Annotated in this window: 18 protein-coding genes and 1 tRNA gene; 3 read left to right on the forward strand and 16 right to left on the reverse strand. The window is 52.6% G+C overall.

From position 1 onward, the window contains the following. Positions 1–30 precede the first annotated feature (30 nt). The 14 genes from DQM57_RS08905 to DQM57_RS08975 form a co-directional block, all read right to left on the reverse strand. Positions 31–5,361, reverse strand: a complete 5,331-nt coding sequence (locus DQM57_RS08905; protein ID WP_111727536.1) for a YadA-like family protein — start codon at positions 5,359–5,361, stop codon at positions 31–33. A 529-nt stretch (positions 5,362–5,890) separates the two neighbouring features. Then, positions 5,891–8,728 carry a valine--tRNA ligase gene (locus DQM57_RS08910; protein ID WP_111727738.1) on the reverse strand — a complete coding sequence of 946 codons (2,838 nt, stop codon included), beginning with the start codon at positions 8,726–8,728 and terminating at the stop codon, positions 5,891–5,893. A gap of 99 nt (positions 8,729–8,827) precedes the next feature. Then, positions 8,828–9,604 carry an acyl-ACP--UDP-N-acetylglucosamine O-acyltransferase gene (gene lpxA, locus DQM57_RS08915; RefSeq protein WP_111727537.1) on the reverse strand — a complete coding sequence of 259 codons (777 nt, stop codon included), beginning with the start codon at positions 9,602–9,604 and terminating at the stop codon, positions 8,828–8,830. A gap of 67 nt (positions 9,605–9,671) precedes the next feature. Beyond that, positions 9,672–10,121 (reverse strand): 3-hydroxyacyl-ACP dehydratase FabZ, encoded by a 450-nt coding sequence (gene fabZ / locus DQM57_RS08920; protein ID WP_003675936.1) that lies wholly within the window; start codon positions 10,119–10,121, stop codon positions 9,672–9,674. Positions 10,122–10,154: 33 nt separating this feature from the next. Beyond that, entirely contained in the window at positions 10,155–11,201 is a 1,047-nt protein-coding gene (gene lpxD, locus DQM57_RS08925) for a UDP-3-O-(3-hydroxymyristoyl)glucosamine N-acyltransferase (RefSeq protein WP_111727538.1), read from the reverse strand. Between the two features lie 34 nt (positions 11,202–11,235). Then, positions 11,236–11,736: an OmpH/Skp family outer membrane protein gene (locus DQM57_RS08930; RefSeq protein WP_003675941.1), complete on the reverse strand. Its 501-nt coding sequence runs from the start codon at positions 11,734–11,736 to the stop codon at positions 11,236–11,238. 64 nt (positions 11,737–11,800) lie between these two features. Beyond that, the gene (bamA, locus tag DQM57_RS08935) at positions 11,801–14,179 is read right to left on the reverse strand and encodes an outer membrane protein assembly factor BamA (protein ID WP_111727539.1); all 2,379 of its coding nucleotides are present in this window, start codon (positions 14,177–14,179) and stop codon (positions 11,801–11,803) included. A gap of 54 nt (positions 14,180–14,233) precedes the next feature. Then, entirely contained in the window at positions 14,234–15,574 is a 1,341-nt protein-coding gene (gene rseP / locus DQM57_RS08940) for an RIP metalloprotease RseP (RefSeq protein WP_111727540.1), read from the reverse strand. Positions 15,575–15,785: 211 nt separating this feature from the next. Further along, positions 15,786–17,021, reverse strand: coding sequence for a 1-deoxy-D-xylulose-5-phosphate reductoisomerase (gene ispC, locus DQM57_RS08945; protein WP_197711721.1), 1,236 nt, complete (start codon positions 17,019–17,021; stop codon positions 15,786–15,788). 4 nt (positions 17,022–17,025) lie between these two features. Further along, positions 17,026–17,823 carry a phosphatidate cytidylyltransferase gene (locus DQM57_RS08950; RefSeq protein ID WP_111727541.1) on the reverse strand — a complete coding sequence of 266 codons (798 nt, stop codon included), beginning with the start codon at positions 17,821–17,823 and terminating at the stop codon, positions 17,026–17,028. Between the two features lie 2 nt (positions 17,824–17,825). Further along, positions 17,826–18,572, reverse strand: a complete 747-nt coding sequence (gene uppS, locus DQM57_RS08955; RefSeq protein ID WP_002218592.1) for an undecaprenyl pyrophosphate synthase — start codon at positions 18,570–18,572, stop codon at positions 17,826–17,828. Between the two features lie 55 nt (positions 18,573–18,627). Continuing rightward, complete coding sequence (frr, locus tag DQM57_RS08960; RefSeq protein ID WP_002244379.1) at positions 18,628–19,185, reverse strand: ribosome recycling factor; 558 nt, start codon at positions 19,183–19,185, stop codon at positions 18,628–18,630. A 180-nt stretch (positions 19,186–19,365) separates the two neighbouring features. After that, entirely contained in the window at positions 19,366–20,493 is a 1,128-nt protein-coding gene (locus DQM57_RS08970) for an FUSC family protein (RefSeq protein WP_108044341.1), read from the reverse strand. Between the two features lie 73 nt (positions 20,494–20,566). Further along, positions 20,567–20,642 (reverse strand) — tRNA-Thr (locus tag DQM57_RS08975). A gap of 104 nt (positions 20,643–20,746) precedes the next feature. Here DQM57_RS08975 and DQM57_RS08980 point away from each other — a divergent pair. The 3 genes from DQM57_RS08980 to DQM57_RS08990 all read left to right on the forward strand — a co-directional run bounded on the left by DQM57_RS08980 (position 20,747) and on the right by DQM57_RS08990 (position 22,828). Beyond that, positions 20,747–21,232, forward strand: a complete 486-nt coding sequence (locus DQM57_RS08980; protein WP_108044342.1) for a hypothetical protein — start codon at positions 20,747–20,749, stop codon at positions 21,230–21,232. Between the two features lie 96 nt (positions 21,233–21,328). After that, entirely contained in the window at positions 21,329–21,952 is a 624-nt protein-coding gene (gene rsmG, locus DQM57_RS08985; RefSeq protein ID WP_111727542.1) for a 16S rRNA (guanine(527)-N(7))-methyltransferase RsmG, read from the forward strand. Between the two features lie 102 nt (positions 21,953–22,054). After that, positions 22,055–22,828 (forward strand): ParA family protein, encoded by a 774-nt coding sequence (locus tag DQM57_RS08990; RefSeq protein ID WP_039854095.1) that lies wholly within the window; start codon positions 22,055–22,057, stop codon positions 22,826–22,828. A gap of 140 nt (positions 22,829–22,968) precedes the next feature. Here the strand turns inward: DQM57_RS08990 and DQM57_RS08995 are convergent, their stop codons facing one another. Together DQM57_RS08995 and rnhB are read right to left on the reverse strand one after the other, a co-directional pair. Further along, complete coding sequence (locus DQM57_RS08995; RefSeq protein WP_111727543.1) at positions 22,969–23,454, reverse strand: DUF2846 domain-containing protein; 486 nt, start codon at positions 23,452–23,454, stop codon at positions 22,969–22,971. Positions 23,455–23,554: 100 nt separating this feature from the next. Further along, positions 23,555–24,139 (reverse strand): ribonuclease HII, encoded by a 585-nt coding sequence (rnhB, locus tag DQM57_RS09000; protein ID WP_111727544.1) that lies wholly within the window; start codon positions 24,137–24,139, stop codon positions 23,555–23,557. Positions 24,140–24,142 lie beyond the last annotated feature (3 nt).

Below are 24,142 nucleotides of genomic sequence, written 5' to 3' on the forward strand. Positions count from 1 at the left end.
TCCGAAGGGCTTTGTGTAAGGCTAAACAGATTACCAAAGGTAACCCATGCCTACGCCTACGCCGACATCTGCACGGCTGTTGAGGTTGGCTTGCGCTTTCCAAATCAGTTTGCCGTTGTCGCTGATGCTTGAGTAGCCGACAGCCAGGGCGTTTTGACCCTTGAACGTGCCTGCTGCTGCGGCAACCATGGATTTGCCCGGCAGGTAAACCTGCGGCAGGCTGGCTGCGGCGTTGCTGCCCGCAATACCTGCGCGGTAGTCGCGATCCATGTTGTCCACTTTGTCGCTCAGTCGGGTAACGTTGCCGCCGATGTTGTTGACGGTGTCGCCCAGTCGGTTGATGCTTTGGTTGGTCGCGTGCAGCTGGCCGCCGTTAACCGCATCTTTAGAATCTGCGCTAATGTTTCCGTCTGCGACGTTGGTAATTTTGACCGGAGTTCCGTTACTGCCGGATACTTTCAGATCGTTACCGTTGTTAGTTAATTTAGGACCGTTATCCCCACCAAGCTGTACGCTGTTGAATTGAACATCGTCTTTGGTTGCATAGGTCACTTTACCGTTCGCTTCTTGTTTCACGGTTAAGTTTTTACCTGCCACCATTTCAACAGCTTTGCCCGGGTTGATGACTTCGTCACCGGTTGATGCAGCATCTTTCTTACCATCAGCAGTTGCTGAAGTTTTCAGCGTAAAGCCAGATGCGTTAATCATATCCGCAACGTTTTGAGCAGTTGCCACTTTGTTCAACGGAGCTGCCGCATCTTGGGCTGCTTTAAGGGCATCTTGAGCTTTTTGTTTAGCATCTTCTGTAGCAGATGGATCTTTCGCTAAATCATCTACTGCTTTTTGAGCATCTGCTAAGTTTTTCGCTAATTCTGCCGGGGTTTTTCCTGTTGTGTTAGGACCTTTTACCGCACCAGGCTTGGTTTCATCCGCAGTAATTTCACCCGCATCCACATCAAACTTCACGGTGCTGGTCAGGTTGTCGGCTGTTTCAACAACTGCTTTTGTGCCTTTGCCGTTGACAAAGTTTACCGTATCGTACGGTTTCACAAAGTCGCGGGCTTCGCCGTTGTTTTGCAGATTCCAACCCGCATTCAACACGTCGGAAACGGTTGCCGCATTGTTACCGGCTTTATTGACGATATCGGCAGCTTCTTTGGCCGTAATCGGCGCAGACTTGTTGTCTTTACCGGCTTTAGGCGTTGTGCTGTTCGGGTCGAATGCCTGTTTGTTGGTATCGTTCACCGTCGGCAGGTTGCTGCCGACGTTTGCCAACTGCATAGGTTTGCTTGTGTTGTTGTCGCCATTGCTCATGGAGGCAATCACATCACCGTTCGGTACTGCTTTGGCATTTTCTTGCGGTTTGCCGTTTACAACATCACCGGCTTTATAGAATTTATCGCCGACTTTAACCAGCTTGTTACCATCCTTGTTGGTGTAAACTACCGGAGTTTGTATCGCTTCAACAGCTTTTTGTGCATCCACGTTCACAGTAATGGTGCGGATACCGTCTTTAGTTTCACCTGTAACGGTAGCCAGACCTGTGCCTTTGAACTCCACTTGGTTGGCGTTCTTCACAACGTCTTTATAACCGTTGCCTTTTTCGGTTGATACTACCCAACCCATATTTTGCAGGTCGCCTACGGTTGCAGCAGCGTTTTTGTTTACAGGTGCTTCATCTGTACCGACTAAATCCACTAAGTTTGGACGTTTAGCTTCCGCTGTCGGCGTACCGTTTGTGTTGGTATCCACAGGTTTCACGTTCAGAGTAGAACCTACACCCGTAATCTGGGTCGGTTTGCCGTCTGAAGAAGAGACATTCAGCGCAGTCGTCGGTTGATCTTCCGCTTTATTGCCGTTATTCGTTGCAGGTTTGGCTTTCTCAGCCTTCATCGCAACTGGTGCCAGCTTGGTCACTTTACCTTCTTCAATTGGCTGACCTTTAGAATCAGTGTAAGTACCGTCTGCATTTTTGGTTACAGGCTTACCGTCTGCATCAACATAGGTATTGTCACTACCCACATTAACAGTATTGAATGACACATCGTCTTTGGTTGCATAGGTCACTTTACCGTTCGCTTCTTGTTTCACGGTTAAGTTTTTACCTGCAATCATTTCAACGGTTTTACCCGGGTTGATGATTTCATCGTCGCCGGATTCTTTCTTACCGTCGGCAGTTGCAGAAGTCTTCAGCGTAAAGCCGGATGAGTTAATCATATCCGCAACGTTTTGGGCAGTTGCCACTTTGTTCAACGGAGCTGCCGCAGCTTGGGCATCTTTCAATGCTTTTTGTGCTTCTGCTTTCTTATCTTCAGTTGCATCCGCAGGCAAATCTTTCACTGCCTGTTCAGCTTTCTTCAGATCATCAGCAAGTTTCTTCGCTTCATCTGCCGCAACAGGAGCAGCCACCGAACCGTCGGTATTTTTAGTGATTTTGGCAGTTTCAACAGATGGCGCTTCCACATCAACGGTAATAGTGCGCACGCCGTTCACGGTTTTGCCCGATACTTTGGCTGCGTTTTTGCCGACGAATTGCACTTCGTTAGCGTTTTTCACTACATCTTTATATTCGCCTGTTGCATCGGTTGCTTTATCAGATGAAACTACCCAACCCATATTTTGCAGGTCGCCTACGGTTGCAGCAGCGTTTTTGTTCACCGGTGCGGCGTCTGTACCTACTAAGTCAACCAGTTTAGGTTTGTCTGCATCGGCTGTCGGCGTACCGTTTGTGTTGGTATCCACAGGTTTCACGTTCAGGGTAGAACCCACACCCGTAATCTGGGTCGGTTTGCCGTCTGAAGAAGAAACATTCAACGCGGTTGTCGGTTTATTTGCCGGATCGTTGTTAGAGGCATCTGTTGCTTTCTCTGTTGTGAAGTTCACCGGTTTTTTACCGTCTTTGTCTTCGCCGACTTTCACAGAAGTGAACTCAACATCGTCTTTCATCGAATAGGTCACTTTACCGTTCGCTTCTTGTTTCACGGTTAAGTTTTTACCTGCCACCATTTCAACGGTTTTACCCGGGTTGATGATTTCATCACCGGTTGATGCATCATCTTTCTTACCATCAGCAGTTGCAGAAGTTTTCAGCGTAAAGCCGGATGAGTTAATCATATCCGCAACGTTTTGGGCGTTAGCAACTTTATTGCCGCCAGCTTTATTCACTGCATCTTGTGCAGCTTCTAATGCTTTTTTCGCTTCCTCATCATCGGGATTTTCATCAACTTTTGCTTGAGCTGCATCTAATGCATCTAACAAATCTTGAGAAACCGGACCGTTTACCGAACCATCACTTTCTGGCGTTATTTCTGCCATATCGACATTGAACGTTACGTTTGTGGTATCCACGCCGTTAGCATCACGTGTAGTTACTGCTTTAATCACGGTACCGTTACCGTTTACAAAGTTAACTACATCGTTTGGCGTTACTTTTTCGGTGTCTGATACCTTATCAGAGTCGGTTTTAGCATCTAAAGTAGACTTACCATTTTGCTGAACATAGAAACCAGATTTATTCACAGTTTGATCTAACTGATCTTTATTTACAGCTTGATCTGGTTGTGTAGCCCAGCCCACATTATTTAACTGAACACCATTTTTCCCTGCGGTAATCTCATCCTTAGATTCTGGTTTAGTTTTATCATAACCAGTGGCAGTAATATTGCCGTCCTTATCATAGGTATAGGAATTACCTTTCTCATACGGATTATTCTCCGTATCAGAGTCTGTTAATTTAGCGCCTTTCTTCAGTATTTCTGATGATGGAATTGGTGCAGCGCCCTCTTTAGGATTATTGTCTTCATCCACTTTATCTTTTGGATACCACTTACCATCATTCGCTTTAACTACATCAACTTCATTGCCATCTACTTCGGCTTTTGTGGTTGCGTAGTCAATAGGCGAGTCAGACGAAATGTTTATAGTGCGTACGCCATTTTCTTCATTAACGCCATCTACATCTACATTACCTAAACCAACAAAGTTAACAGTATGTCCAACTGACACATTATTCTTATAGTCATTACCAGATGCAGTAATGTTCCAACCAGCATTAACATAATTATTTAAATTAGTAAGTGCAGTCTTTACATCTCCTGCAGCAGGAGGTGCAGTATAATTGCTACCTTCAGCAACTGTTAATGGTTGTGAGAATTTATTTTTTACAGTTCCATCTTCATTCAAATCTACACCTAAGGTGTCAGCAAGCCCTTCTGCTGCATTACCTAACGTTTTTGCAACGCTATAAAGTTGAGAACCATTTAACGCATCAGTTGAGTCTGCTGTTATTCGGCCAGCGGCGACATGTTTAATTTGGCGCTCATTATCCTCTGAACCAATAGAAACAAAGTTACCTTGCTTATCGCTTGCAGCAGGTTTATTTTTCCCTTTGTTATTCGTTCCGCCCAAATCACCAGCGAAACCAGTATAAGTTAACTTTGATTGATCGCCAATTTTTGCAGAGTGTACCGCAATAACATCTGTATCCTTACCAGCATCACTGCCATGGCCTAACACAACTGCGCCATCACGACCTGCGGGCACTGTTATATTAGAACCTAGAGTCGATACATTTTTACTTGATACATTTGTGCCACTACCAACAGCGACTGTTCCTTCTCCATTTACTTTAGTTTCTGTACCCACGCCGATAGCATTTTTGCCTGAAACAACAGCCGCTTTACCAATTGAAGTTGATGAATGGGAATTAGCTTTAGAATTTACACCAATTGATGTTGCATAAAAACCCAAAGCTTCAGCCGTATTACCCAATGCTGTACCTTGCCACTCAGCCCTTGTACTCGTACCTACCGCTGTTGAGCCATCTCCATTTGCTTTTGCTACTTTACCTAAAGCAGTTGAATTTAATGCATCGGCAACCGAATGAGCCCCTATAGCTGTACCACCTTGACCTGTTGCTAATGAATAAGCACCTAATGCAACAGCCGCATTCTGACCATTTGCGCCACCGGCACTTGCCTGCGCCATTAAACCAATCGCAACATGACCATTCCCACCTGTACCACTTGGCGAACCAGAAACGGCCCCATTACCAATTGCAATACCATCATAAGCATTTACCTTTGCCCCTGCGACATTGTTACTTAAACCAGTTTCATCTTGATATCTTTTATTTCCAAAAAATTGGTTTGTTACTTTATTTGTTGCAATTGATAACTGCCCCAACTCACCTGCTTCACTTACTACATTCGCAGCCTCAACGCCACTAGCAGCAACTAAAAGTGCGGTAGAAATTGCGGCTAATTTTACAGATTTTGATTTACCTTTTACGGACGCTAATTCATCCACAGCAGTCCAAGTTTGGGTTGTATGATTCCAGATGACCTTGAAAATCTTATTCATCGTTAAAGTCCTTGTAGAGGTTAATGAATTGTCATGAAAAACCGTAATATGATACTTGAAAAATATGGGGTTTACATAGAGGGAATTATGCGGGGGGGGGGGTTATTTTATGTAAATTTTGGAGGCTGTGCCATTGGGAGGAAGTTGATTTTTAATGATAGATGCGTTGATATGTCGGGTAATTCGGCTGTAAAGATTTTTTAATCATCAAGATTAACGGATTACAGGTGAGAATCTGTTTGCCGGTGTGGTTTCGGCGTTATAAAACGCCCTGTATCCGGCTGTTGCCTGATCAGCGAAGCCGTTATCTTCCGCCTAAGGTAGGCGCCTTATTTTTGTCCATCTGCAATATGGTGGTTTGATTGGGTGTTCACATGCCGACCATGATACGGGCAAACCGCAAACCGAATAGGAAATCTGCATCAGTGCGGATGAAAGTCGGATGGTTTGATTGAATTTGACGGATTAAAAAAGAAAAATGCCGTCTGAAAAACATTTTTCAGACGGCATTTTGTCTATTCAATCAAAATCAGTCTTTCAACTTTGCCAACTGAGTTTGAACTTTCGCCATTTTGTCTTCCAATTCCGCCAAATCGGCTTTGTCTTTTTCCACCAGATGCGTGGGGGCTTTTTCGGTGTAGCCGGGTTTGGAGAGTTTGGCGTTGAGTTTGTCCAAGGCTTTTTGCAGCTTCTCGGCTTCTTTGCTCAAACGGGCGGTTTCGGCGGCTTTGTCGATTTCGACTTTCAGCATCAGGCGCGCGCCGTTGCAGACGGCGACGGGCGCGTCTTCGCTTTCGGGCAGGGCGGCGACTTGCTGCGCTTCGGTCAGGCGGGTCATCATCGGCAGGTATTTGAGGTAGTCTGCCAAGTCGTCCGCGCTTTCGACAAACAGCGGGGCTTTGACATTAGGCTGGATGCCCATTTCGCCGCGCAGGTTGCGGACGGCGCCAATCAAATCCTGCAACACGGTCATTTGCTCGAATGCCGTCTGAACAATATCGCCGCCGTCGGCTTCGGGGAAGCGGGCGAGCATGATGCTGTCGGCGGTTTTGGCGTCGCACATGGGGGCGACGGTTTGCCACAATTCTTCGGTGATGAACGGGATAATCGGATGCAGCAGGCGCAGGGCGGCTTCGAGTACGCGCAATAAGGTATGGCGTGTGGCGCGTTGGCGGCTGGCGCAGCCGGTTTGAAGCTGCACTTTGGCAAGTTCCAGATACCAGTCGCAATAGTCGTTCCACACGAAGCTGTATAGGGTTTCCGCCGCCAAATCAAAGCGGTAGGTTTCGTAGGCTTGCGTAACCTGTTCGATGGTCTGATTCAGACGGCCTATGATCCACATATCGGGGAAGGAGTAGCCGCGCGGCTCAGTGGCGGTTGCGCCGTAGCCGCAGTCTTGGTTTTCGGTGTTCATCAAGACGAAGTTGGTGGCATTCCAGATTTTGTTGCAGAAGTTGCGGTAGCCTTCGGCGCGTTTGAAGTCGAAGTTGACCGAACGCCCCAAGCTGGCGTAGCTCGCCATGGTGAAGCGCAATGCGTCCGCGCCCATGCTGGGGATGCCTTCGGGGAAGAGTTTTTTGGTTGCTTCTTCCACTTTCGGCGCGGTTTCGGGTTTGCGCAGGCCGGTGGTGCGTTTCACCAGCAGCTTGTCCAAGTCGATGCCGTCGATCAAATCCACAGGGTCGATGACGTTGCCTTCGGATTTGGACATTTTTTTGCCTTCGTGGTCGCGCACGATGCCGTGGATGTACACGTCTTTAAACGGTACTTTGCCGGTGAAGTGGGTGGTCATCATAATCATGCGCGCCACCCAGAAGAAGATGATTTCGTAACCTGTTACCAAGACATTGGACGGCAGGAAGGCTTTGAGTTCGTCGGTTTCAGACGGCCAGCCGAGTGTGGAAAACGGTACGAGCGCGGAGGAGAACCATGTATCCAATACGTCTTCTTCGCGGGTCAAGCCTGTTTTGCCGGCTTGTTTTTCGGCTTCTTCCTGATTGCGGGCAACGTAAACATTGCCTGCTTCGTCGTACCACGCGGGGATTTGATGCCCCCACCACAGTTGGCGCGAGATGCACCAGTCTTGGATGTTGTTCATCCATTGGTTGTAGGTGTTGACCCAGTTTTCAGGGATAAAGTGTACCGCGCCGCTGTCGACGGCTTTTTTGGCTTTATCGGCAAGGCTTAAGCCTTTGAACTCGCTGTCAGGCTCGCCGCCGTTTGGCGTGGCGGACATGGCGACAAACCATTGGCTGGTCAGCATCGGCTCAATCACTGAGCCGGTTCGGTCGCCTTTCGGCGTCATCAGCGTGTGCGGTTTGATTTCGACCAAGAAGCCTTGTTCCTGTAAATCGGCAACCATTTGTTTGCGCGCGGCAAAGCGGTCCAAGCCTGCGTATTTTTCAGGCAGGGCAAAGCCTGGTTGCGCTTCGCCTTTGAAGTTGAACACTTCGGCGTTTGCCAACACTTTGGCTTCCAAATCGAACACATTAATCAGGCGCGTGTCGTGGCGTTTGCCGACTTCGTAGTCGTTGAAGTCGTGCGCAGGCGTGATTTTCACGCAGCCGGTGCCGAAGTCTTTTTCAACGTATTCGTCGGCAATCACGGGGATGGTGCGGCCGGTCAGCGGCAGGATTAATTCTTTGCCGATTAAGTGGGTGTAACGTTCGTCTTCAGGATTGACGGCTACGGCCACGTCGCCCAGCAGCGTTTCGGGACGGGTGGTCGCCACGATAACGGCTTCGGCGGGATTATCCGCCAGCGGATAGCGGATGTGCCACATAGAGCCTTGTTCTTCCACGCTTTCCACTTCCAAATCCGATACCGCCGTACCCAAAACCGGATCCCAGTTTACCAAGCGTTTGCCGCGATAAATCAAGCCCTGTTCATACAGGCGTACGAACACTTCGGTCACGGTTTCGGCGCGCACGTCGTCCATCGTGAAATACTCGCGCGTCCAGTCGGCAGAGCAGCCCACGCGGCGCATTTGTTGGGTAATCGTACCGCCGGAAACTTCTTTCCATTCCCATACTTTTTCCAAGAATTTTTCGCGCCCCAAGTCATGACGGGACACATTTTGCGCGGCAAGCTGACGCTCGACCACGATTTGCGTGGCGATGCCCGCGTGGTCGGTGCCTGGAATCCAGGCGGTGTTGCAGCCTTTCATGCGGTAGTAGCGGGTCAGGCCGTCCATAATGGTTTGGTTGAAGGCATGACCCATGTGCAGCGTGCCGGTTACGTTGGGCGGCGGTAGTTGGATGGAGAAAGACGGTTTCGTCAAATCCATATCGGGCTGGAAATAGCCTTGGCTTTCCCAGTTTTGATAGTGTTTGGATTCGATTTCGGCGGGGGAGTATTTGTCTAACATATGAAGCCCTGAGAAATAAGATGATTTGATGGTTTGAATTATAGCGCAAATGCCGTCTGAAACGCTTTTGGAGGTTTCAGACGGCATCAAAAGGGTACGTCAGCGGATGATGCCGCGCGTCGATTGTGCGAAAAAGTCTCGGAATACGGCAAGCTCGGCTTGGGTTTCGGCGCGGAGGAGAATGTCTGCCTTGGTTTCTTCAAACGGAATGCCGCGATGGTAGAGGGTTTTGTACACGTCTTTGACGGCGGAAATCTGCTCTGCGGTAAAACCGTTGCGGCGCATGCCTTCGCTGTTGAGCCCTGCCGGTTCGGCGCGGTAGCCCGATGCCATAAAGTAGGGCGGTACGTCTTTGTGTACACCTGCGGCGAAGGCGGTCATGGCGTAGTCGCCAATGCGGCAGAATTGGAAAACCAGCGTGTAGCCGCCCAAAACGACGTAGTCACCGATGGTAACGTGTCCGGCAAGCGAGGCGTTGTTGGCAAAAATGGTGTGGTTGCCGACCACGCAGTCGTGCGCGAGGTGGCAGTACGCCATAATCCAGTTGTCGTCGCCGATACGGGTTTCGCCGATGCCGGTTACCGTGCCTAAATTAAAGGTGGTGAATTCGCGGATGGTATTGCCGTTGCCGATAATCAGCTTGGTCGGCTCGTCGCGGTATTTTTTGTCCTGCGGAATTTCGCCGAGGCTGGCAAATTGGAAAATGCGGTTGTTTTCGCCGATACTGGTGTGGCCGTTGATGACGGCGTGCGGGCCGATTTCGGTATTCGCACCGATTTGGACGTTGGGGCCGATAACGGTGTACGCGCCGACTTTGACGCTGGAGTCGAGTTCGGCTTTGGGGTCGATGACGGCGGTCGGGTGGATGAGGGGCATATTTTGTTCCTTCGGATGGGTATGCCGTCTGAAGGCCTGTGAGGATGTTCAGACGGCATCATGTGCATCAAACCACGCGTTTGGCGCACATAATCACGGCTTCGACGGCGACTTGCCCGTCTACTTTGGCAACGGCGTTGAATTTGCCGATGCCGCGCCGGCTGGTCAGCAGCTCGACTTCAAAGACGAGTTGGTCGCCGGGGATGACTTGGCGTTTGAAACGGGCTTCGTCTATACCGGCGAAGAAGAAGAATTCGTTTTCCTTGCGGCCGCCTTCGCTGAGGATGGCGAGTGTGCCGCAGGCTTGCGCCATCGCTTCGATGATGAGTACGCCGGGCATCACGGGCAGGTCGGGGAAATGACCTTGGAACTGCGGCTCGTTCATGGTGACGTTTTTAATTGCGGTCAGGGTTTTCATCGGCTCGAAGGCGGTGATGCGGTCGAGCTGTAAAAACGGATAGCGGTGGGGGATGAGTTTTTGGATATCTTTGGCTTCGATGGGGAGTTGTACGTCCATGTCTGTCGTATTCCTTGAATAAAGTCGGTTTGGTTATTTGCTGTCTTGACCGGCATCTGAAAGCTGCTGCTCCAGTGTTTTGAGCCGTTTGTTCATTTCGCTCAGGCGGTGGATGTAAACAGCGTTGCGCGCCCATTCTTTATGGGTGGACATCGGGAAGATGCCGGCGAGGTGTTTGCCGCTTTCGGTAATGCTGTGGGTGACGGACGTGCCGCCGCCGATGGTGGTTTTGTCGGCAATTTCGATGTGTCCGACCGTACCGACGCCGCCGCCGATGATGCAGTAGCTGCCTATGGTTACGCTGCCTGAGATGCCGGTTTTGGCGGCGATGACGGTGTGCGAACCGATTTTGCAGTTGTGTCCGATTTGGACTTGGTTGTCGATTTTGGTGCCGTTGCCGACGGTGGTGTCGCTCATTGCGCCGCGGTCGATGTTGGTGTTCGAGCCGATTTCTACGTCGTCGCCCAGCGTTACCGCGCCGGTTTGCGGGATTTTAAACCATGAATCGCCTGCAAAGGCGAGTCCGAAACCGTCTGCGCCGATGACTGCGCCGCTGTGGATTTCGACGCGTCTGCCCAGTGTGCAGCCGTAATAAACGACGGCGTTGGGATGCAGGACGACTTCGTCGCCCAGTTTGCAATCGTGTTGGACGACGGCGTTTGCTAAGATGCGGCAGCCTTCGCCGAGCACGGTGTTTGCGCCGATGTAGGCGTTCGCGCCGATTTCGCAGCTTGCGGGAACGGTCGCACTTTCCTCGACGACGGCGGTCGGATGGATGCCGCCGCGCGCTTTGACGATGGGTGAAAACAGGCGCGCGACTTTGGCGAAATAGAGATAGGGGTCGTCGGCGATAATCAGGTTGCGCCCTTCAAATCCGTCTGCTGCTTTGGCGGAAACGATGACCGCGCCCGCGTTGCTGTCGTGGACTTCGGCTTTGTATTTCGGATTGGCAAGGAAGCTGATGTGTTCCGCCTGCGCGTCTGCGAGCGGGCGCACGGCGGTAACGGAAATGTCTTCCCCTTGCCATTTTCCGCCGAGCTGTGCGGTGATTTGGGACAGGGTGTAGGTGGTCTGGCTCATGGTTTTCCTGTTTGGAATGCCGTCTGAAAGGGGGTTAGTGGGTGTTCATTTCTTTGATGACGCTGTCGGTGATGTCGTATTGGGTGTTGACGTAAATCACGTCTTGCAAAATGAAATCGTAACCTTCCTGTTTGGCGATTTTGACGATGACGCGGTTGGCATTTTGTTGGAGTGCGGCAAACTCTTCGTTACGGCGGAGGTTGTAGTCTTCTTCAAACTGGGCTTGTTTTTTGCGGAACGCTTCGACCATTCCGCGCCATTTTTGTTCGGCTTGCGCCTTTTGCGCATCTTTGAGCTTGCTGCCGGCCAACTGCCTTTCCAACTGAAGCCCTTCGTGTTGCAGTTTTTGCAATTCGTCCTGACGGGCGGAAAATTCGCTGTCCAGCGTTTTTTGGATGTCGCGCGCCTGTTCGGATTCGAGGTAGATGCGCTCGGTGTTGATAAAGCCGATTTTTTGGATTGCGCCGGCATGCGCGCCTACGGTGCAGCACAGGCCTATTAGGACTGCGGCAAGCTTGTCGGTAAAGCGGGTCATGGGAACTCCTTTCGGATGTTGCCGCGAAATGCCGTCTGAAGGGAATCAGACGGCATGTGCGGGATTAGAACGTCGTACCGAGTTGAAATTGGAAGCGTTGGATTTCGTCTTCCGTTTTTTTCTTCAGCGGGTAGGCGTAGCTGAATTTCATCGGGCCCAAAGGCGAGAGCCAGGTTACGGCACCGCCGGCGGAATAGCGCAATTCGTTGGAGAAGGTGGATTTATGCGCGTTTTCCAGGTAAACCGATTTGTTGTTGCCGCTTTCGGCGGCGGTATAGGTTTTGTCGTCCCACACGCTGCCTGCATCGGCAAACAGGCTCAGGCGGACGGTGCGTGCGTCTTTCGCACCCGGCATCGGGAAGAGCAGTTCGGCGGAGACGTTGGCTTTTTTGTTGCCGCCGTAGCTGATCTTGTCGCCGTATTCGTCATAGACTTTCGGACCGAGCGTGCCGCTTTCGTAACCTCGTACCGAACCCAGGCCGCCGCCGTAGAAGTTTTCAAAGAAGGGGATTTCTTTGGTTTTGCCGTAGCCGTTGGCATAGCCGATTTCTCCGCCAAGCATCAGTGTGAAGGTTTTGCTCAGGGGGAAGAACCAGGTTTGGTTGTGTGTGGCGGAGTAGTATTGCAGTTTGCTGCCGGGCAGGGCGATTTCGGCATTGACGCCTGCCAGGTAGCCGCGTGTCGGCCACAGGGCATTGTCGGTCTTGTTGCGTCCCCAGCCGACGGTACCTTTGTACAGCCAGCCTTTGAAGCTGCCGTCTGCGCCGTTGGTTTTGCCGTATTTCTTGATGAAGTCGGCATAGCGTTTGGGCGCTTTGTTGTAGGTGTTGACGGTCAGGTGTTCTGCCGCCAAACCGAAATTTACACGGTCGTATTCGGTAACGGGGATACCCATCCTTACGCCGCCGCCGGCGGTGGTGGTTTTATATTGTTTGACGCTGGTCGATGCTTTGCGCGGGTCGAAGGCTTTTCCGTAAATATCGTAGCCCAGGCTGACCCCGTCTGCCGTGAAGTACGGGTCGGTAAACGACAGCGAGCCGTTAAGCGTGGTTTTGCTCCTAGAGGCGCGCAGGGCGGCCGACTTGCCCGTACCGAACAGGTTGTCTTGGGAAACGCCTGCGGACATGACCAACCCGGTATCTTGAACCCAACCCGCGCTCAAATCCAGGGAACCGGTGGAACGTTCGGTCAGGCTCATGTTCAAATCGACTTTGTCGGGCGTGTTGGCAAGCGGGACGGTGTCAAACTGGACATTGTCGAAGTAGCCTAAAAGCTCGACACGCTCTTTGGAGCGTTGCAGCTTGGAAGTGTCGTAAGGCGCGGATTCCATTTGGCGCAATTCGCGGCGCACGACTTCGTCGCGGGTTTTGTTGTTGCCTGTGATATGGATTTCGTTGACGTAGATTTTCCGGCCGGGTTCGATGTGCAGTATGAAGTCGACGGTTTTTGTTTCCGCATTGGGCAGCGGTTGGACGCTGATTTCGCTGTAGGCGTAGCCTGCGGAACCCATACGGTTTTGGATGGAGCTCAAAACTTCGGTCATTTGTTGGCGTTCGTACCATTTGCCGGGTTTCATGGTCAGCAGCTTTTCCAATTCGGCTTTGGGTACTTCGTTGGTATCGCCTTCAATGGAGACTTTGCCCCAGCGGAAACGTTCGCCTTCGTGGACGGTGATTTTGATGGTCTGCTTGGTTTTGTCTTCGTTGGTTTGGATGTCGGTATCGAGGATACGGAAGTCGAAATAGCCGTTGTTTTGGTAGAAATCGGTTATTTTCTCCATATCTTGGGTGAATTTCTGACTGTTGAACTGGTTGCTCCTGGTCAGCCACGTCCAAATGCCGGCTTCGGTCAGGGACATTTGCCGCATCAGTTTGCGGTCGGAATAGACTTGGTTGCCTTCAAATTCGATGTCGGTGATTTTGGCGGATTGCCCCTCGTCAATCGTGATGTCTATGGAGACACGGTTGCGTGAGAGTTTGGTAACTTTGGGGGTAATTTGAATGTTGAGTTTGCCGCGTCCGAGATATTCTTCTTTCAGTCCGGCGACTGCCTGGTTGAGTGTCGCCTGGTTGAAGTATTGCGACTGCGCCAGTCCGAACGACTCGAGATTTTTTTTGATGACGTCGTTTTGCAGGATTTTCGCACCGCTGATATTGAGCGATCCGATAGTGGGACGTTCGATGACGGTCAGCAGGAGTTGTCCGTCCGCGGATTCAACGCGTACATCGTCGAAGAACCCGGTCGCGTACAGGCTTTTGATGATTTCCCCGCCGCGGCCGTCGTTGTAGGCATCGCCGATTTTTACGGGCAGGTAGTTGAATACGGTACTCGGTTCGGTACGCTGCAAGCCTTCGATACGGATGTCTTGGATGGTAAAGTCGGCAAATGCCAAAGGCGATATGCCCAAGACCATCAGTGCGGAAGCAATCTGTTTCAGTTTCATCATAAGTTCCTTGTGGTGCGTTATGCTTTCAGACGGCATAACGAAACGTGAAATTCAGCCAAGCAGGCGGGTAATGTCGTTGAAAAAAGCAATTGCCATCATCAGCATCATGAGGGCAAGCCCGAAGCGCAAACCGATGTTTTGGATGCGTTCGCCCAAAGGTTTGCCGCGTATCCATTCGGCAGTATAAAACACGAGGTGGCCGCCGTCCAAAACGGGAACCGGCAACAGGTTCAGCACGCCGAGGCTGATGCTGACCAGCGCTAAAAATTCCAAATAACTTTGCAAGCCGAGTTCGGCGGACTGTCCGGCAATATCGGCAATGGTCAGCGGCCCGGAAATATGGCTGGCGGAAGCATTACCGCTGATGAGTTTGCCGAAAAACTTGACGGTTGTCCACGAGTAGGAAACGGTTTTTTCCCAACCCATGCCGAATGCGCGGACAACAGACGGACGGTAGTTGCGGCGGATTTGCCTATCCCATGCTTTGTCGGACTGGGGGAGCAACCCGACTCGGCCGATCAGGGTTTTGTCGGATCGTTCGACAGTATCGGGGCGGATGTCGGCGGTACGAGCCTGCCCGTCGCGTTCGTAGGTTAAGGCAATTTTCCTGCCTGGGCTTTGGCGGGTAAGGTTTGCCCATTCTTGCCATGAGGTAATGGGTTTGCCGTCGGCGGCAGTCAGCTTGTCGCCTGTTTTCAAGCCTGCTTTGTCGGCGGGGCTGCCTTTTTCTACTCCGCCGATAACGGTACTGATTTTAAATGGCATCAGGCCGATGTAGCCTTGGTTTTTCGCAATTTTACCTGCTTCTTCCGTGCCTGCGGCGTCGATGGTGCGGACGGTTTGCGCACCTGATGCCGTCTGAACGGCGACGGCGACTTTGCCTGCCTCAAGGTTGAGGGCGATTTCGGTTTGCGCGCTGCCCCAATCTTCAACGGGTGTGCTGTTGACGGATTGTATCCTGTCGCCGCTTTGGAAGCCGGCACGGGCGGCAATGGTGTCCGGTTCGACTGTGCCGACATAGGGGCGGATTTCGGTTACGCCGAAGGAAAAACTCAAGCCGTAAAGCAAAACCGCCAGCGCGAGATTGGTCAGTGGACCTGCGGCGACGATGGCGATGCGTTTGGCGGGATGCTGTTTGTCGAAGGCGTAAGGCAGGTCTGCCTGCGCCACTTCGCCCTCGCGCGTATCGACCATTTTGACATAGCCGCCCAAGGGGATGGGTGCCAAACACCATTCGGTATCGCCGCGTTTTCTGCTGAAAAACGGTTTGCCGAAGCCGACAGAAAAGCGCACAACCTTGACGCCGCACAATCTGGCGACGATGTAGTGTCCGAATTCGTGCAGGCTGACCAAAATCAGGATGGCGAAGATAAAAGCTAGAAGGGTTTGCAAAAGAATCTCTCTGGTTGGGTATGGGTTGACGTTGCCGATGTTTCAGACGACATATGAGGGCAGGGGTCGTCTGAAAAACATTCGCAATGTATGGAAAATATTATTGGTGTTATTTTGCCGATTATAAAGCCAGTCTACCGTTTTGTCCGCCACACATGACGGATGGGCGGGTTTTCAGACGACCTGTCATTTTTTACCGTTGCGGCACGGTTTATCCCAATGCGGCGATAAATTCCTGCGCCTGCCTGCGGGTAACGGCGTCTTGAGCCAGCAGGTTTTCGATATTGCCAAGATCGTCTGAAAAGTCTTGTGCAAGACAGTGGGCGACGGTTTTGGCAATGTCGGTAAACTTAATCTGTCCGTCCAAAAAGGCGGCAACGGCGGCTTCGTTGGCGGCGTTCAATACGCAGGGCGCGGCTCCGCCTGCGTTCATGGCTTCATAGGCGAGCCTCAGGCAGGGGAAGCGGTCAAAGTCGGGCTTTTGGAAGGTCAGCGCGGACAATGCGTCGAAATCAAGGTCGCCGACACCCGAATCGATGCGCTCGGGCAAGCCCAAACAATAAGCGATGGGCGTACGCATATCGGGATTGCCCAGTTGTGCCAACACGGAGCCGTCGCGGTAGCGCACCATGCTGTGTATCACGGATTGCGGATGGATGACGACTTCGAGTTTGTCAGGCGGACAGTTGAACAGCCAATGCGCTTCAATCAGCTCCAAACCTTTGTTCATCATGGTGGCGGAATCGACGGAGATTTTGCGCCCCATGCTCCAATTGGGGTGTTTGACCGCTTGGGCGGGCGTAATGCTGTCGAACGTGCCTAAATCGGTCGTTAAAAACGGGCCGCCGGAAGCGGTCAGGATAATCGAACGGATGCCGTGTTCGTTCAGACGGCCTGTGTAATCGCGCGGCAAAACTTGGAAAATGGCGTTGTGTTCGCTGTCGACGGGCAACACTGCCGCGCCGTTTGCACGGGCGGTTTCCATAAACAACGCGCCGGAAACCACCAACGTCTCTTTGTTCGCCAGATAAATGGTTTTGCCTTTTTGCGCCGCCGCCAGCGCGGAAGGCAGCCCCGCCGCACCGACGATGGCGCACATGACACCGCTGACTTCATCGGCAGACGCAACGTCAACCAATGCCTGCGCGCCGTGTAAAACCTGCGTCGCCGTGCCGTCGCGTTTCAACATGGCTTCAAGCCGGGCGGCATGTTCGGCATCGGCAACGACGGCATATTCGGGGCGGAGCGTTTGACATTGAGCCGCCAGTTTCTCAACCTGCTTATGCCCCGCCAGCGCGAATACGCGGAATTTTTCGGGATGGCGCGAAACAACGTCCAGCGTGCTTTCGCCTATGCTGCCGGTACTGCCTAATATGGTCAGGACTTGTGGTGTCATAATGAGGATAACTTTATACCGGATGCCGTCTGAAGCGTTTTCAGACGGCATAGAATCAATTTAAAACCGACATCATCGCCGCATAGACGCTGATGACGGCAATCAGGCTGTCGGTGCGGTCGAACACGCCGCCGTGTCCGGGCAGCAGGTTGCTGCTGTCTTTGATGCCTGCCGCGCGCTTGAGCCAGCTTTCCAAAAGGTCGCCGCATATGCTGACGACGGTCAGCACCAAACCGATTAACACGGTATCGAACCAGCCTGTATCGAATGCCAGCCAGCCGGCACCTCGTACGGCAGTCATGTACACTGCCACGCAAATCGCGCCGCCGATTGCGCCTTCCCAGCTCTTGCCGGGGCTGATTGCCGGTGCGATTTTGTGTTTGCCGAACGCCTTGCCGCTGAAATACGCGCAAACGTCGGCAACCCAGACCAGGCCCATGACGGCGAGCAGCGGCAGGGCATCATCGGGATGCGGGCGCAGGGATACGAGCGCGAACCAAAACGGCATGACCAGAAGCCAGCCGACGGCATAAACCTGCCAACCGCCGTTGAGCCTCCATTTGAATCTCAACCATAAAGGCATGATGGCGAGCCAAAATGCCAAAACAACATACCAAACCAAATTAGGCAGCATCCAGCCGCCCGCATAGGCAACCACGCCGAAAACCAAGGTTGCGGCAAGATAATGGTTGGTTTTGATTTTGCACAAGCCGCCCATACGGGCATATTCCCACAAGGCAATCAGGGCAATCAGTCCGCAAAATGCAGCCCACAACCATTGCGGCGCGTAAAACAGCATGCCCAGCATCAGCGGCAGCAGCCACATAGCGGTTATTACCCGTTGTTTCAGCATATTCAGTTCCTTTGCTGTTCGATAGGCAGTTGCTCGGAGGTGCGTCCGAACCGCCGTTCGCGTTTTTGGAACGAAGCGACGGCATCGTCCAAAGCCTTGCCGTCAAAATCGGGCCACAAAATATCGGTGAAATACAGTTCGGCATAAGCCATTTGCCAGAGCAGGAAATTACTGATGCGCGTTTCGCCGCCGGTGCGGATGAACAAATCCGGTTCCGGTGCATCGCCCAGCATCAAGTGTTTCGCCAGCGTGTCTTCCGTAATCTCGGATACGCCTTCGGCAATCAGTTTGTTTGCCGCCTGCAAAATGTCCCAACGTCCGCCGTAATCGGCGGCAATGCTCAGGGTCAGGCCGGTATTGTTTGCCGTCAAGGCTTCCGCTTCTTCGATGCCTTGCAGAATCTGCCGATTAAAGCGTTCGCGGCTGCCCAGTATTTTCAGGCGCATATTGTTTTCGTGCAGACGGCGTACCTGTTTTTGCAAAGCCTGTAAAAACAGCCCCATCAGGAACGAAACTTCGTCTTCGGGGCGGCGCCAGTTTTCGGTTGAAAAGGCAAACACGGTCAGATATTGCACACCCAGTTTGGCGCAATGCTTCACCATATTTTCCAATGCGTCCAAACCGCGTTTGTGTCCCATTATGCGCGGGAGAAAACGTTTTTTCGCCCAACGGCCGTTGCCGTCCATAATTACGGCGATATGCTTGGGAATGGCGGTGTGTTCTAAAACGGCCTGCGTGCTGCTTTTCATGTCTGCCTTTCGCGGTTCGGCGTTCAAATGCCGTCTGAACGCCGAACCGTGCAGGTTAAATTGCCATCAAATCTTCTTCTTTGGCAGTCAGGAGTTTGTCGGCTTCGGTAATGTATTTGTCGGTCAGTTTTTGAACCGCTTCTTCGCCGCGACGTGCCTCGTCTTCGGAAATTTCTTTGTCTTTGAGGAGTTTTTTGATGTGGTCGTTGGCATCGCGGCGCACGTTGCGGATGGAGACGCGGCCTTCTTCCGCTTCGCCGCGTACGACTTTAATCAGGTCTTTGCGGCGTTCCTCGGTCAGCATGGGCATCGGTACGCGGATCAAATCGCCGACGGCTGCCGGGTTCAGTCCCAAGTTTGAATCGCGGATGGCTTTCTCGACTTTGGCAGCCATATTGCTTTCAAACGGTTTCACGCCGATGGTGCGCGCGTCCAGAAGCGTTACGTTGGCAACTTGGCTGACGGGGACCATGCTGCCCCAGTATTCGACTTCCACTTGGTCGAGCAGGCCGGTATGCGCGCGGCCGGTACGCACTTTCGCCAGATTTTCTTTCAGTACTTCGACCGAACGCTGCATCTTGCCTTCGGCTGTTTTTTGAATATCGTTGATCATATTGTTCTTTCGGTAAGATAAGGTAAGCGGGCAGCCGTCTGAAACGCGCTTCAAACCTTTCAGACGGCATGAAAACTGTTAACTGCGAATAGTACCGTTATTCGGGCATGACGACAAGGTAGGCGGATTGGGGATGCCGTCTGAAGCGGTAGGCGTTTCAGACGGCATCGTGTTTGACCGTCAACTGTGTTCCCGTGTTTCAAGCAGGCTTTGGCGCAGGTGTTGGCGTTCGTGGGCATCCAGCCATTTGCGGCGGGTGCGTTGCAGCAGGATGACGAGGGCGGAAATTTCCTGACGCATATTGGTGCTGAGCCAGAGGAAGCCCTGCCATTGGTAGTGGAGGTGTTCGGCGAGGGCTTCCAGTTCGGGGTTGATGGCGGTGTCGATGCGGATGCGGCGGGCGTGTCTGCCGTTGATAAGGGCGACGGTTTGTTGCAGGTCGGTTTGGAGCAGGGTGAAGTGGCGGTCGAGCAGCCGGATTTCACTGCTGTTGAGTTTGGGAGATTGCAGCTTGGCGGCGGTGGTCAGGAGCAGCTCGGTGGTGTTGACGATTTTACGGTGGGCGTGCTGCATGGCTTCCATCATGGCGGGGTTGATGCGGCTTTCGCCCGATGTGGCGGCGAGGTGGCTGCGGCTTTTGACCATGCGTGCGTTGATTTGGCGCATTTTCGCCATGTTCTCTTCGAGGCGTTCGCGGGTCATGCGCCTGCCGTTGCTGATTTCGGCAATCATTTTGCTGCAGTCGGTCAGGTTGTCGGCAAGCATGAAACGCCACATCAGTGTGGATTTCAGCGGCAGAAGTTTGGCGGCGGCGATGGCAATGGCGGCGCCGATGAGGACGTTCATGGCGCGCATGAGTCCGCTGTCGAGCCATTCGTTGCCGTTGTCGCCGATGAGCATGCACATGGTCAGTCCGGCCAGCATGGGGACGTAACCGTTTTTGCCGACCGCCGCCCAACCGGCCAGTGCGCTTGCCGTGCCGACGGTAAGGTAGAAGAGGAGGTTGTCGTGGAAATAATGCTGGTTAAGCCATAAGACGCTCAAACCCGCGCCTAGGCCGATAACTGTGCCGAGCATGCGTTCCACCGCCTTGGAGTAAATGGCTCCTTGGAACTGGAGCATGCCGAGGACGACGAAGACGGTCATGCCTATCCATTCGCCGTGTTGGAGGTGGAACATCCGGGCGGTGGCGGTGGCGAACAGGACGGCTCCGCCGAGCCGGACGGAGTGGATGAGGCGGCGGTAGCGGTAGCGTTCGTAGGAGTTGAGCCAGCGGCTGGAAAGGCGGTTGCGTTGTGAGGTGTTCATATCGGTTGCCGTCTGAAGCGGAAATGTGAAAAAGCACAGGCTTCCCGGGGAAGGGAGGGTCTGTGCTTGGTATTGGTGCCGGAGAAGGGAATCGAACCCCCGACCTTCGCGTTACGAATGCGCTGCTCTACCGACTGAGCTACACCGGCTTTTTTCGTTATGATATATATGAACGGTTGTTTCTGCAACTTTTTGGGCTGCTGGCAAAGTTTTGCACGTTATAATGCGGTTTGCTTCGTGAGGAGGGTCGGTGATGTATGTGAACGAGAAATATCCCTATGCGGCTTTGTTTGCGGGGTTGGTGTTTTTGACGCTGCCGTTCGCACTGTCGGTGCATGATGCCTTGGCATTTGTGTTCGGACGGACGGGGTTGCTGGTGTCGGTGTCGGACGGCGGATTCGGCTGGCGTGGCGGTTGGGACGGCGTGGCGTGGTTTGTGTATGGCGTGTTTGCGTTTTTGAACCTGGTCGTGTCGGCGGGTCTGACGAAGCTGGCGTATAAGAAGATGATGCGGCGGCATTCCCGTTACGCGCTGTTTCTGTCGGGCGTGGCGGCTTGCGCGGCGGCGGCGGTGGCTTGGATTTTCGAGCTGTTGTTGGGCAGTGCCGCCTTGGGCGGGCTGCGCGGGGAGGCGGTGTTGGAATATGCGTTTGCCGTGTGGCTGGTGGCGATGCTGACGCTGCCCAAACGCTTGACGCGCGCGCCGGTGCAGCCGGTGGTGTTTCACAGGAAAAAATAGGTTGGAACGTGAAATGCCGTCTGAAACGCCGAGACGCGGTTTCAGACGGCATGTTTTTCCGTTAACATTACGCCTGAACATGGACAGGATAGGGATATGGAACGCAAAGAACGCCTGCAATCGGGTATCGCCGCATTGGGTTTGGATATTTCCGCAGCGGCACAGGACAGGCTTTTGGCCTATGTGGATTTGTTGAAAAAGTGGAACAAAACCTACAATCTGACCGCCCTGCGCGACGAGGAAAAAATGATTGTCCATCATCTTTTGGACAGCCTGACGCTGCTGCCCCATATCGAGGGTGTGCAAACGATGCTGGATGTCGGTTCGGGTGGCGGCCAGCCCGGCATTCCGGCGGCGGTGTGCCGTCCGGATGTGCAGATAACCCTTTTGGATGCGAATACGAAGAAAACGGCTTTTTTACAGCAGGCGGTTATCGAGTTGGGGTTGGACAATGTGCGCGTGGTATCCGGACGCGTGGAGGCGGTTTCGGACGTGCGTGCCGACGTGATTACCAGCCGTGCGTTTGCAGAACTGGCGGATTTTGTGTCGTGGACGGGGCATCTGTTGAAAGACGGCGGATACTGGGCGGCGATGAAGGGCGTATATCCGCAGGAAGAAATCGGCCGCCTGCCCGCCGGTGTTTTTGTAGAAAAAGTGGTGAAGGCCGATGTGCCGGATTTGGACGCGGAACGCCATATCGCCATCATTCGTAAACGCTGACCGCACGTCGGTCGGTATGAATACCTTTTTGGTGCGGATAACGGTAAAATTCCGCATAGTTTTTCTTTTTTCAATTTATTTAGACGGGATATAGGTCGGTACATGAGTGCGAACATCCTTGCCATCGCCAATCAGAAGGGCGGTGTGGGTAAAACGACGACGACGGTCAATTTGGCGGCTTCGCTGGCATCGCGCGGCAAACGTGTGTTGGTGGTCGATTTGGATCCGCAGGGTAATGCGACGACGGGCAGCGGTATCGACAAGGCAAGTTTGGAATCCGGTGTTTATCAGGTCGTACTGGGCGATGCGGACGTGCAGTCGGCGACGGTACGCAGCAAAGAGGGCGGATACGCTGTGTTGGGTGCGAACCGCGCGCTTGCCGGTGCGGAAATCGAGCTGGTGCAGGAAATCGCCCGGGAAGTGCGTTTGAAAAACGCGCTCAAGGCAGTGGCGGAAGATTACGACTTTATCCTGATCGACTGTCCGCCTTCGCTGACGCTGTTGACGCTTAACGGGCTGGTGGCGGCGGGCGGCGTGATTGTGCCGATGTTGTGCGAATATTACGCGCTTGAGGGGATTTCCGATTTGATTGCGACCGTGCGCAAAATCCGTCAGGCGGTCAATCCCGATTTGGACATCACGGGCATCGTGCGTACGATGTACGACAGCCGCAGCAGGCTGGTTGCAGAAGTCAGCGAACAGTTGCGCAGCCATTTCGGGGATTTGCTTTTTGAAACCGTCATCCCGCGCAATATCCGCCTTGCGGAAGCGCCGAGCCACGGTATGCCGGTTATGGCTTATGATGCGCAGGCAAAGGGTACCAAGGCGTATCTTGCCTTGGCGGACGAGCTGATGGCGAGGGTGTCGGAAAAATAGGTAAATCCAAATCAGGATATCCGTGGCGTTATTTTTGTCCGTACCGAAATACCGGTGCCTTGATGTTTTTTAGCGGTGTGCATGAATATAAAAAATGCCGTCTGAAGTTCAGACGGCATTTTTGTTTTTGAAAACGGTGGTTACGGTTTTTTGGGAAGCGGTTTATCGCAATGACCTGAAACAGCCAAATTCAGTTTTGAGATTGCTGCTTTGCCTGTTGTTTCGTCTACTTCTTCCAAGTTTGCACCGCCTACGAATACGCCCAATTTAATATATTGACGGATAAAGTGATTTTTCCCTGAAATAGCGTTTAGGGTAAGTAGGTTTTCTGAAAATTCAGATTCGGTTGCCAGTATATGGGGTTTGTCCCCATCGACTTCCGTATAAAAAAATACTTTGTCGGCTGATTCCCCCAAACAGTTTCCGTCAACATAAATATCTTTTTTCAAAGCCTTGCCTACAAAGCTGTCGCGATAGACATACACCCCTGATTTGCCGGTTGATGGAGGGTTGAAACGTTTGATTTGTTCAGATGTCTGTGTATCTGCCATTGGAACTGATGCACAGCCGGCTATTATAAGTGCAGTCATCAACGTGGCGGCAAAAGCTATATTTTTTGTACCCATTATATTTTCTTTCCAGTTCGGTTTGATATTTGGAGATATTATCTTCAAAGAATACTGTTTTCAATACTAAAACAGTTTCGAATCGAACTGTTGGTATTATTTAAAACAACGACTGCTGCGAGAGTAGGTTTCTGACGGGAGCGAAGTCTCGGCGGTGTTCGGGCAGCACGCCGTATTGTTTGAGGGCTTCCAGATGCTGCTTTGTGCCGTAACCTTTGTGTTTGTCGAAACCGTATTGGGGATGGCGTTGCGCCAGTGCGTACATTTCTGCATCGCGTGCGGTCTTTGCCAAAACGGATGCGGCGGAGATTTCGATGATTTTGCTGTCGCCTTTGACGACGGCTTCGGCAGGGATGCCTAAATGTTCTGGAATGCGGTTGCCGTCGATGAATATTTTTTCGGGACGCACAGCCAAACCGTCAACGGCGCGTTTCATGGCGAGCATGGTGGCGTGCAGGATGTTGAGGCTTGCGATTTCTTCGGGCGTGGCGGCGGCGACGTGCCACGCGGCCGCCTGATCTTTAATCATTTCGGCAAGCGCGTCGCGTTTTTTCTCGCTGAGTTTTTTGGAGTCGGTCAGTCCGGGCAGGTCGAATGTTTCCGGAAGGATGACGGCGGCGGCAAACACGCTGCCGACTAAAGGTCCGCGTCCTGCCTCGTCCACGCCGGCGGTCAGTATGTGCATGAT

Origin of the sequence: Neisseria cinerea (assembly GCF_900475315.1) — a bacterium.
GTDB lineage: Bacteria > Pseudomonadota > Gammaproteobacteria > Burkholderiales > Neisseriaceae > Neisseria > Neisseria cinerea.

Excerpts from the sequence above, each read along its gene's own strand:
- DQM57_RS08905 (WP_111727536.1), bottom strand. The coding sequence starts at position 5,361 with ATGAATAAGATTTTCAAGGTCATCTGGAATCATACAACCCAAACTTGG.
- DQM57_RS08910 (WP_111727738.1), bottom strand. The coding sequence starts at position 8,728 with ATGTTAGACAAATACTCCCCCGCCGAAATCGAATCCAAACACTATCAA.
- lpxA (WP_111727537.1), bottom strand. The coding sequence starts at position 9,604 with ATGCCCCTCATCCACCCGACCGCCGTCATCGACCCCAAAGCCGAACTC.
- fabZ (WP_003675936.1), bottom strand. The coding sequence starts at position 10,121 with ATGGACGTACAACTCCCCATCGAAGCCAAAGATATCCAAAAACTCATC.
- lpxD (WP_111727538.1), bottom strand. The coding sequence starts at position 11,201 with ATGAGCCAGACCACCTACACCCTGTCCCAAATCACCGCACAGCTCGGC.
- DQM57_RS08930 (WP_003675941.1), bottom strand. The coding sequence starts at position 11,736 with ATGACCCGCTTTACCGACAAGCTTGCCGCAGTCCTAATAGGCCTGTGC.
- bamA (WP_111727539.1), bottom strand. The coding sequence starts at position 14,179 with ATGAAACTGAAACAGATTGCTTCCGCACTGATGGTCTTGGGCATATCG.
- ispC (WP_197711721.1), bottom strand. The coding sequence starts at position 17,021 with ATGCCGTCTGAAAACGCTTCAGACGGCATCCGGTATAAAGTTATCCTC.
- DQM57_RS08950 (WP_111727541.1), bottom strand. The coding sequence starts at position 17,823 with ATGCTGAAACAACGGGTAATAACCGCTATGTGGCTGCTGCCGCTGATG.
- uppS (WP_002218592.1), bottom strand. The coding sequence starts at position 18,572 with ATGAAAAGCAGCACGCAGGCCGTTTTAGAACACACCGCCATTCCCAAG.
- frr (WP_002244379.1), bottom strand. The coding sequence starts at position 19,185 with ATGATCAACGATATTCAAAAAACAGCCGAAGGCAAGATGCAGCGTTCG.
- DQM57_RS08970 (WP_108044341.1), bottom strand. The coding sequence starts at position 20,493 with ATGAACACCTCACAACGCAACCGCCTTTCCAGCCGCTGGCTCAACTCC.
- DQM57_RS08980 (WP_108044342.1), top strand. The coding sequence starts at position 20,747 with ATGTATGTGAACGAGAAATATCCCTATGCGGCTTTGTTTGCGGGGTTG.
- rsmG (WP_111727542.1), top strand. The coding sequence starts at position 21,329 with ATGGAACGCAAAGAACGCCTGCAATCGGGTATCGCCGCATTGGGTTTG.
- DQM57_RS08990 (WP_039854095.1), top strand. The coding sequence starts at position 22,055 with ATGAGTGCGAACATCCTTGCCATCGCCAATCAGAAGGGCGGTGTGGGT.
- DQM57_RS08995 (WP_111727543.1), bottom strand. The coding sequence starts at position 23,454 with ATGGGTACAAAAAATATAGCTTTTGCCGCCACGTTGATGACTGCACTT.
- rnhB (WP_111727544.1), bottom strand. The coding sequence starts at position 24,139 with ATGCACATACTGACCGCCGGCGTGGACGAGGCAGGACGCGGACCTTTA.